The 262-nt window shown below is 68.7% G+C and carries 1 pseudogene; it reads left to right on the top strand.

Features of this window, described 5'->3' with window-relative positions:
* Positions 1-262, top strand: a pseudogene (locus GTW40_RS04050) (glycogen debranching enzyme); the annotation flags it as partial.

The following is a 262-nucleotide window of genomic DNA, read 5'->3' as shown; positions in this document are numbered from 1 at the left end:
CTGGCCCGGCAGTTCCACGAGGTGGACCGGCTCTCGGCGTTCTTCGACCTGATCCAGCAGGACCCGGTGATCAGCCGCGTCAAGCTCATCGCCGAGCCGTGGGACCTGGGCGAGGGCGGCTACCAGGTCGGCAACTTCCCCCAGCTCTGGTCGGAGTGGAACGGCAAGTACCGTGACGCCGTAAGGGACTTCTGGCGGGCCGAGCCCGGTTCGCTCGGGGAGTTCGCCTCCCGGCTCACCGGCTCCTCCGACCTCTACCAGG

This window comes from Streptomyces sp. SID4985, assembly GCF_009863025.1.
Taxonomy (GTDB): Bacteria; Actinomycetota; Actinomycetes; order Streptomycetales; family Streptomycetaceae; genus Streptomyces.
This window is presented reverse-complemented; position numbering and strand designations above follow the sequence as displayed.